This window comes from Streptomyces sp. NPDC031554 (assembly GCF_055580685.1).
Genome location: NZ_JBVIKX010000011.1, coordinates 69,741 through 78,438 on the forward strand (window position 1 = coordinate 69,741; position 8,698 = coordinate 78,438).

The 8,698-nt window shown below is 70.1% G+C and carries 8 protein-coding genes; all 8 read left to right on the forward strand.

Annotated elements, in window-relative coordinates; all coding sequences use genetic code 11:
- Positions 1-62: 62 nt before the first annotated feature.
- From ACZ5FU_RS26035 to ACZ5FU_RS26070, 8 genes are read left to right on the forward strand one after another with little or no spacing between them, the layout of a single operon-like run.
- Entirely contained in the window at positions 63-422 is a 360-nt protein-coding gene (locus ACZ5FU_RS26035; RefSeq protein WP_469046845.1) for a hypothetical protein, read from the forward strand.
- A complete protein-coding gene (locus ACZ5FU_RS26040) occupies positions 422-1,240 on the forward strand; it encodes a DUF8175 domain-containg protein (protein WP_469046847.1) in 819 nt (272 codons plus the stop codon). The genes ACZ5FU_RS26035 and ACZ5FU_RS26040 overlap by 1 nt, the downstream gene beginning before the upstream one ends.
- Positions 1,218-2,834, forward strand: coding sequence for a hypothetical protein (locus tag ACZ5FU_RS26045; protein WP_469046849.1), 1,617 nt, complete (start codon positions 1,218-1,220; stop codon positions 2,832-2,834). Before ACZ5FU_RS26040 ends, ACZ5FU_RS26045 begins: the two co-directional genes overlap by 23 nt.
- A gap of 42 nt (positions 2,835-2,876) precedes the next feature.
- Entirely contained in the window at positions 2,877-4,367 is a 1,491-nt protein-coding gene (locus tag ACZ5FU_RS26050; protein ID WP_469046850.1) for an SCO6880 family protein, read from the forward strand.
- A gap of 6 nt (positions 4,368-4,373) precedes the next feature.
- Positions 4,374-5,738, forward strand: a complete 1,365-nt coding sequence (locus ACZ5FU_RS26055; protein WP_469046851.1) for an ATP/GTP-binding protein — start codon at positions 4,374-4,376, stop codon at positions 5,736-5,738.
- Complete coding sequence (locus tag ACZ5FU_RS26060) at positions 5,738-7,579, forward strand: type IV secretory system conjugative DNA transfer family protein (RefSeq protein ID WP_469046852.1); 1,842 nt, start codon at positions 5,738-5,740, stop codon at positions 7,577-7,579. Before ACZ5FU_RS26055 ends, ACZ5FU_RS26060 begins: the two co-directional genes overlap by 1 nt.
- Positions 7,572-8,153, forward strand: coding sequence for a hypothetical protein (locus ACZ5FU_RS26065; RefSeq protein WP_469046854.1), 582 nt, complete (start codon positions 7,572-7,574; stop codon positions 8,151-8,153). Before ACZ5FU_RS26060 ends, ACZ5FU_RS26065 begins: the two co-directional genes overlap by 8 nt.
- Before the next feature lie 3 nt (positions 8,154-8,156).
- A complete protein-coding gene (locus tag ACZ5FU_RS26070; protein WP_469046855.1) occupies positions 8,157-8,675 on the forward strand; it encodes a hypothetical protein in 519 nt (172 codons plus the stop codon).
- Positions 8,676-8,698: the final 23 nt, after the last annotated feature.

Below are 8,698 nucleotides of genomic sequence, written 5' to 3' on the forward strand. Positions count from 1 at the left end.
GCTAGTGGTGGGTACGTTTGCGCCAGTGATCCCCGTGGAGTCAGCCGTGGGAGGGGCGCCTGATGTTCAGAGCGGACGGAATCTTCATCCCGAAAGTGCCGGAGAAGGCCGGCGGTGGGGGAGGCGGAGGCGGAGGAGGTGGTACCTCGGACCTGTTCGGAGGGCTGGCCCCCGACTGGGGCCCCTTCGGCGAGCTGGGCAACACGGCCCGCACCGTCATTCAGATCATCATGGCCGCCGTGCTGATCTTTCTGCTTGGCCGGGCGGTGATCAGCTTCGGCAACATGAAGTTCGGCCAGAGCCAGAACGATCCGGTCGCGCTCAACCAGGGGCGCAACAACCTCATCGGGTCCCTGGTCGGCGCCTTCGGTGTGGCGAGCGCCGGAACGCTGTTCACGCTCGTCTACGGGATGGGAATCTGATGGCCCGGCAGAAGACCGCGTCGGGCGGCACCCGCGTGCTCAGCGGATCCGGCCCGGCGGCCGCTCCATCACCGTCACCCACCCGGCGCCTTCGCGTCGTGGTCATCCTGGCCGGCGCCTTCTGCCTGCTCGTCGTGATCGGCCTGCTGGTCGGTGGAGGCGGAGGCGGTGGCAAGAGCGGAGGTGGCAGCGCAGGCGGCACGCCGCAGGCCACGGATGGGAGCCCGGTCGTCAAGGACCCCGTGGGCGGCAACGCCAAGATATCCGCGCACCGCACGGTCGACGGCGTCCCCGTCGGCTATCCCCGCAGCCAGGCCGGCGCCGTCAAGGCCGCCGTCAACTACCAGCTCGCCCGCTCGAGCACCGGCTACCTCGCCGACCCGACCGTCCGGTCCAAGACGCTGCGCGCGATGGCCACCAGCAGTGCCTACTCCGAACTGCGCAGCAGCGACGACGACTCGGCGGGCAGTGCCCTGAAGAATCTGGGCCTCACCCAGCAGCAGGCCGAGCAGAGCCTCGTCTCACGCAGCTCCGTCCTCGGCACCCGGGTCGTCAGCTACGTGCCGGAGGCCGCGTCCGTCGAGCTGTGGATGGCCGGCATCGTCGGCGTCACGTCCGAAGACTCGCCCCTTCCGGTCACCGGCTCGTGGACCACCGTCACCGTCAGCCTTCAGTGGCAAAGCGGCGACTGGAAGCTGAGCGCGATCCGTTCCGACACCGGGCCCACCCCGGTCCAGAGCGGCAGCGAGAACCCCACCGACATCTCCGAATTCCAGCGGATAAACCGTGACTTCGATGCAGCGCCGTTCACTGACTGACCCGCGCCTGACCTGGCGCAGGCGTCTGCCGTGGGTGGTCTTCCTCGCGGTCACCTTCCAGGTGCTGCTCACCCCGGCCCCGAAGGCACAGGCAGCACCCGACCCGTGCAAGTTGCCGTTCGGCGACAAGCTGTGCGGCCTCGCTGTTGACGTCGTCAAGCCGTCCGTCGACGCGGTGGTGGGAGCCAAGGACCTCTGGGACGGTGCCGGTGAGGCCGTCGACTTCGCCACCGACCCCATGGGCTACATCGCCGACGCGATCCGCGACGCGGTGGCGTCCTTCCTGAAGTACCTCACCGAACTGCTCATCGGCTCGACCACCCAGATCGACTGGGGCAACCAGGGCTTCATACGCACCTACACCATGGCGTTCGCCGCCTCGACGGTGCTCACGATGGTGTACTGGCTCATCGCCGTCGCCAAACGCGCCGCGCAGGGCGTGCCGCCCGTCCAGGCGCTGGGCGAGTCGGTCGGGTTCCTCCTCATGGCCGTCGTGGTGACAGCCTTCGCGCCCGGCATCGTCTACTACGTCGTCAAGCTGTTCGACCAGGCGGCCGAGGCGATGTTCTCCCCAGTGGCCGACGACATCGCGAGCATGGTCGTGACGATCACAACGGCTCTTGCCGCGCTGCTCGTCATCCCGGGCGGCTCCATCATCGTCGGGTTCGTCGGGTCCTTCCTCCTGGCTCTCATCGTCGGCGTGTGGTGCGAGCTCATCGTGCGCAACGCCATGATCCTCACCGGACTGGTGTTCGGGCCGACGGTCTTCGCCGGTCTGGTGGACCGCGCGCTGTGGGACCACACCAAAAAATGGATCAGCGCCATGATCGCCGTCATCGCGAGCAAGTACGTCGTGCTGACCTGCCTCGCCCTGGCCAGCGGACTGATCGCGCACACCGACGGCGTGTCCAACATCGGCAAGACGATCTCCACGCTCCTCACCGCCATCGCGATGCTCTGCATCACCCTCTACCTGCCGTTCACCATCTACCGCTTCATCCCCGGCTTCGGCGATGACATCCAGCAGATGTACCAGGCGCGCGACGACTTCCAAGGCCGTGTCGGCAACGCCAAGGACGCCGTGACCGACGGCTACGACGACCTCAAGGAGCGTCTGTCCAGCGCCGGGGCGGCTGCCGCGACCGGGGGCGCGTCCGCTGCCGCTGACGGTGCAGCCGTTGACGGTGTAGCCGATGGCGGCGGGGGAGGCATCGGCGGTTCGGGCGATGACGACGACCCGGACGGCGGCGGTCTTCCCGGAGACGGAGGCGGCCCGCCGGCCGCAGGACCCGAGGCGATCCCGGACGACCCCGCCGGGGACGACGACGCGGGCGGCCCCGGCGGGGCACCCCCCGACGCCGGTGCACCCCCGGACCCCGGCGGGGGCGGCGACCCGCCGCTGCCGTCGGCCGACCCCGCGGCCGCGTCATCCGGCGGCGGCTCCGGCGGGGGAGGCCCGGGCGGTCGTTCGTCCGCGGGGTCCTCCGGCGGCGGTTCCGCCCCGGGCGGCCAGAGTTCCTCTTCCCCGACGATCACCGTGCCCGAGCCTCCGCCCGCGGAGGGCCCGTCCTGGCCCCCCTCCGAGGAGGGCTGATTCCCACCCACACCACGTCCTGCCGACTCCGAGGAATGCCCCATGGCCCGCACCTTCAGCTTCGCCGCCCCCCGGCCGAGAGGACTGCTCGGCCGCCGTTTCGAACCCGACGAACAACTCGTGCTCGGTGCCGGGTTCGGCGGCGGGCTGCTGATGCTGTGGCTCGTCCCCGGAATCCCTTTCAAGATCTGTGCGTTCGTCGGGTGGCTCGGCGTGTGCGTAACGGCCGTGCTCCTTCCCTACCAGGGCCGCACCTACCTGCGCTGGTGGGAGATCAACCGCACCTACCGGCGGTCGCTGCGTGACGGGTCGCTGCTGTACGCCTCCAGCGCGCCGCAGGCCGGCGTCCACCTGTCGGGGCAGCCCGTGGCGATCGCGCTCCCCCCGGGCATTCCGGCCGATCTCCGCTGGATCGACGCCCCGACCGCCTACGGGCAGATCGCCGTCCTGCTCCAGCCGAGCGAGCAGATGTTCTGCGCCGCCGTGGAGGTCGAAGCCCAGCGGGACTTCGGGTCCCTCGACATCGAGGACAAGGAGTCGCTCATCGGCGCCTGGGAGCATCTGCTGCGCTCCACCGCGGACAGCGGCGGCCGCATCCGCCGACTGCAGTGGATCGCGCGGATGGTGCCGGCCGACCCGAACGCCCACGCACGCGACGCGCACACGCGCGCCGACCCGCAGGCCGCCGACTGGCTGCACGCCTCGTACACCGAACTCCAGCAGGCAGTCGCCCTGTTCGCCGAGGACCGCCGCCTCGTGCTCGTGGTCGGCATCCCCTACACCCCCGACCTGGTCGCCGAGGCGCGCCGCTACAACAGCCTCGCCGAAGGCTTCGCAGTCTGTCTCGGCAAGGAGATCGAGGCCTTCATCCGCTCCCTCGGCCAGGGCCAGCTGCGCCACGTCCGCAACCTCGACGAACCTGCCCTTGCCTCCTACTTCCAGCACGCGTACGGGCCCGATCACTGGCTGGACGACACCGTGGGCATGAACCGCGCCACGGCCTGGCCCGCCGAACTCGACGCCCGCCCGGAAGACCACGTGATCGCCCGCAGCTTCGAGGGTGCCAAGCCCTGGTACTCCGCCACCGCCTGGGTCAAGAAGTGGCCCGTACTCCAGGTCAGCGTGAACTTCATGGCCCCTTTGATCTTGTACGTGAAGGACATCGTCTTCACCGTCGCCGTCACCATGGACCTCGTCCCGGGCGACCAGGCGCTGACCGAAGCCATGGCCGACTCCACTAACGAGATCGGCCAGGCCGACCACAAGGCCGGCAAGCTCAAGGACCCGCGGGAAACGGCCGCACAGCGCAAGAGCCTGAGCACCGTTCAGGAGATCGCTGACGGGGCCGCAGGCATCCGCCTCGCCGGCTGGGTCACCGTCACCTCCTCCAGCAAAGAGGCACTCGACCAGGACAAGGACACCGTGCGGGCTGCGGCCGCACGCGCCCAGATCCGCCTGGACTGGTGCGACAAGGAACACCACCGGGCCCTCGCCAACACCCTGCCGCTGTGCACCGGGCTGCTGAGGAGCTGACGGCCGATGCTCGAGCTGCTCCGTACCCAGACCCAGACCCGCCGCCGTGCGATCCACACCACGACGACCAATGCCTGCGGCGCCTACCCGGCCGTGGGCAGTGCCGCCATGGATCCCCGCGGGGTCCTCATCGGCCGCGAGGCCTACTCCGGGCGTGCGTACGTCTACGACCCCTTCATCCTCTACGACCCTGACCGACGTGACCGCTTGCCCTCCGGCCACGTCCTCGTGCTCGGCAAGTCGGGCTACGGAAAGTCAGCCCTGGAGAAGACCTACGTCCTGCGGCAACTGCGGTTCCGCAACCGCAGCTTCGCCATCCTCGACGCCCAAGGCGAGGACGGCGTGGGCGAATGGGACAGCATCGCCCGCCGCCTCGGCATCACCCCCATCCGCCTCACCTACGGCGACCCCAGCGCCCGCGGCGCCGTACGCATCAACCCGCTCGATCCGCGCATCCCCGTGGAGCACCAGTTCAAAGTGCTCTGCTCCATGCTGGAGATCCTCGACGGGGTGCTGTCCTCGCAGACCAAGAAGGCCGTCTCGGTCGCCCACATCGCCGCCGTCGCGGCCGCCGCCCGCGAGCACCGCGTCGCCACGCTGTCCGACGTGTTCGCCGCGCTCACCGCCCCGCAGCCCGCGCACCTGGGTGAGCAGAAGGTCACCCCGGAGGAACTGCTCGCCTGGGGCCAGCCCGCCGCGCTCGCCCTGGATGAACTGTGCAACCCCGACCGCGACCTGTCCGGCATGTTCGACGGGCCGACGACCGACGGCATCGACCTCGATGCCCGCCTCATCGTCTTCGACCTCACGCGGCTGCCGCGTGAGGGCCCGTCCATGCCGCTGCTGATGAGCGTGATCGGCCCGTGGCTCCGCTTCGGCTGGATCCGCCCGGGTGACGACATTAAACGCACCCTGATCGTCGAAGAGGCCTGGCACATCCTGAGCCATCGGCCGGTTGCCCGCCTTTTCGAGGAGTTCGTCCGCTACGGGCGCCGACTGGGGCTGAGCTTCTGGGCCGTCCTGCATCACCTGCACGACCTGCGCCTGGATGAAGCGCCTGAGGCGCTCGCCATCCTCAAGCTCACCGCCACCCGGATCATCTACCACCAGGACCGGGAGGAAGCGCAGGCCACCGCCGACTACCTCGGCCTGCCCCGCTGGGCGCTGAAGGCGATCGTGGACGGCGCCTCCGTGTGCTCCCCAGGCCGTGCGGTGTGGCAGGTCGGCGGCCGGGTCAACCTCGTGGAGCACATCCGCTCGCGCACCGAAGCCGTGCTGACCAACACCAACCGGCGCATGACCGACCGCACCACCGCCGAAGCCGTCCCCGCGGCCAGCGTGCCGATCCGCATGTCCAAGGGGGGCAACTGATGCCCCCGATCAAGGTCGCCGAACCGAGGACCGGCGCCCGCTTCCGCCTGGGCCGCGACTACCTGTGGATCTACCCGCTGGCCGCGCTGTTCGTGCTCACCGCCGTGCTCTGGTGGACTGCCGTACTGTCCGGACTGCTCCAGTACGGCCGTCCGGCCCACGCAGGCTGGAACACGGTGGGCCCCGCCCTGCCCTTCCTGCTCCACGACCCGATGCACCCGGCCGATGCGTGGCCAGAGGGCACCGGCGTGGGCGGGCCGATCATCTTCTGGTCCACCTTCGCAGCCCTGAGTGCCGCCGCGACCTACGGCGCCGTCGCCGCCTTCCAGGCCTGGGCGCGACGAGCCCGGGAAGGCGCGGACGGACTGGCGACCAGCAGCCAGATCGAGGCCGCGCTCGGCGAGGCGCAGGCCAAGGCACGCATCCCCTCCCTGCGCCCCGCCCTCGCCCACCAGGAGCCAGACACCGTCGACATCAACGAAGTCGCGGTGTCGGTGGGCATCGCGGTGCCCCACGAGATCCCGCTGTGGGCGACGATCGAGGAAAGCTGCCTGTTGGTGGCTCCGCCCCGCGAGGGCAAGACCCAGCAGATCATCCTGCCGGGCATCCTGTCCTTCCCCGGCACCGTCCTCGCCACGAGCAGCAAGACCGACGTCCTGTACGCCACCGCCGACGCCCGCGAGCGCTACGGCAAGGTCGCCGTACTGGACCCCACCGGCCTGTCGGGCTGGCCGGAGCAACTGCGCTGGCCGCTCACCCAGGGATGCGAGAACTACCAGGTCGCCCGGCGACGGGCCGAGACGCTCAGCGCGGCCACCAAAACGGAGGAGGGCACGAAGGGCGGCGGCTACTTCGTCCTCAACGCGAAGATGTTGCTGACCTGCTGGCTGCATGCCGCGGCACTCGCGGGCCGCCCGGCCATGGACCTGCTGCGCTGGTCGTCCGACCCCGAAAACCGCGAGGCCGTCTACATCCTGTCCGAGCACGGGCGCGCAGCGCTCGCCGGCGCCCTGGCTGGCCAGCACGACCACGACCCGGAGGAGCGCGCCACCACCTGGTCCACCGCGGCGGCCTCGCTCGTGGCCCTGTACGACGAGGCGGCGGCCGCCATCTTCGCCCCCGAAGGCGGCGAGGTCTTCGACATCCGCCGCTGGCTCACCGACGGCGGCACCCTGTTCCTCCTGGGCGAGGACGAGGAAGGCTCCGCGCTCGCCCCCATCAACGCCGCCTTCTCCAAGGCCGTCTTCGACACCGCCAAGCGGCTCGCCGCCCGGGCCCCCAACGGACGACTGCCCCGCCCCTTCGGCGGGTTCCTCGACGAGCTCGCCAACGTGTGCCCCCTGCCGGAGATCCCGTCCCTGATGTCGGTCAGCGGCAGCCAGAACATGTTCATCTGCGCCGTGCTGCAGAGCTACGCGCAGGCCGAAGAGCGGTGGGGACAGCTCGGCGTCCGCAAGCTGTACGCGAGCAGCACCGTCAAGCTGTTCCTCGGCGGCATCTCCGACCCCGACGAGCTGAAGAACTACTCCCAGCTCACCGGCAACTTCGACGAGGACACCACCAGCGTCAGCGACGACGGCAACAGCCTGTCCGTCTCCACCTCGGTCCGCCGCCGGGAGGTCCTCGAACCGGCCGACATCCGCATGATCCCCGAACGGGGCGGGCTGCTCATCCACCGCCGCACCCCGGCCGTCCGCGTCCGCTTCACCCGCGCCTACGAGGGCCCGCACGCCGACCTGATCAAGCAGTCCACGGTGCGGTCCCGTGAACGCGTCCAGCCCGACCTGATGGCCGCAGACCCCGACCTGATGGCCGTGGAAGCGGGAGCAGACGATGAGTAGCGACTTCCAGCCCATCGACGCGATCCTCTCCGAACTCGAAGCGCTGCAGAACCTCGTCACCACCCAGGGCGAACGCATCGACTTCCTCGAGATCGCGCAGAACACCAGCGGCCCCCGCGCAGCCGGCGGAGAGGGCCCGCCCCCCGGCGCCCCGGTGAACTGGCTCCTCCTGGAACAGGCCGACCGCGCCACGCTGTGGCCCCGGTTCGTGGACTGGGTCCTGTGGCTCGCCGACCGCTACGAGATCGCCAACGACCAGCTGCCGCGGGCCTGCTGGTTCCTGCACGGTGCCGTAGTGGAGGAGCTGACCGCCCTGTGGACCTCCCACGCCTCGGCCTACCAGGGCGAAGAGGACAGCGGCGCCGCCCCCTACCTGTGGCAGGACGCGCTGGCCCGAGCCATCGAGCGGGTCAACCGGCTGTGGATCCCGGGAAGTTGCCGCACCGGCACCCACCGCGACAAGGACCGAAAGGCGTGGATGACCCCCAAGTACCGCGAGACGGCCACCAGCGCCGGACCGCCGGGAGCACCCCCCGCGACGACGCCGCCTTCTGCACCGAACGAGGAGAGCTGACCCATGCCGATGAACCAGCACGGGATCGAGGCCAAGGCGTACTGGAAGCGCTGGCTTCCCGCCCGCTACGCGGCACTGCCGTTCCGCGACACCTACTTCACCGTGCTCGGCGAGCAGGTTGAGCAGCAGGCAGGTGACCTGTGGGACGAACTGGTGCGGCGAGACCAGGCACCCGAGGGGGAAACCCACGAGCAACGTGCCGGCCGTCTGGCCCTCCTGAAGGAGGAAGCCGTCCGCGCCGTCATGGACGATCTGGTCCGCCTGCCGCCCGAGCCGGGCACCGGACCCGACACGGACGACGATCTGGAGAGCGACGACTCCTTCCAGCAGCGGGTGACCGCCTTCCAGCAGCAACTGGACTCCAACAGCACGCTCGTCGAACGGCTCCTCGACGGCGAGGCGCGCATCGAGGACCTCTCCGACGACGACCTCGGCAGCGTCATCGCCTGGATGTCGCCCGCCTTCCTCCACCTGTTCGGCACCTCGGTAGAGGCCGAGCGCGCCAAGGGCCGCTCCATCTGACCCCGCCGACCGGCCGCCACCAC

What these genes read in the sequence shown, in the direction of transcription:
- ACZ5FU_RS26055 (WP_469046851.1), top strand. Translation starts at nt 4,374, where the DNA reads ATGCTCGAGCTGCTCCGTACCCAGACCCAGACCCGCCGCCGTGCGATC.
- ACZ5FU_RS26045 (WP_469046849.1), top strand. Translation starts at nt 1,218, where the DNA reads ATGCAGCGCCGTTCACTGACTGACCCGCGCCTGACCTGGCGCAGGCGT.
- ACZ5FU_RS26040 (WP_469046847.1), top strand. Translation starts at nt 422, where the DNA reads ATGGCCCGGCAGAAGACCGCGTCGGGCGGCACCCGCGTGCTCAGCGGA.
- ACZ5FU_RS26035 (WP_469046845.1), top strand. Translation starts at nt 63, where the DNA reads ATGTTCAGAGCGGACGGAATCTTCATCCCGAAAGTGCCGGAGAAGGCC.
- ACZ5FU_RS26050 (WP_469046850.1), top strand. Translation starts at nt 2,877, where the DNA reads ATGGCCCGCACCTTCAGCTTCGCCGCCCCCCGGCCGAGAGGACTGCTC.
- ACZ5FU_RS26060 (WP_469046852.1), top strand. Translation starts at nt 5,738, where the DNA reads ATGCCCCCGATCAAGGTCGCCGAACCGAGGACCGGCGCCCGCTTCCGC.
- ACZ5FU_RS26065 (WP_469046854.1), top strand. Translation starts at nt 7,572, where the DNA reads ATGAGTAGCGACTTCCAGCCCATCGACGCGATCCTCTCCGAACTCGAA.
- ACZ5FU_RS26070 (WP_469046855.1), top strand. Translation starts at nt 8,157, where the DNA reads ATGCCGATGAACCAGCACGGGATCGAGGCCAAGGCGTACTGGAAGCGC.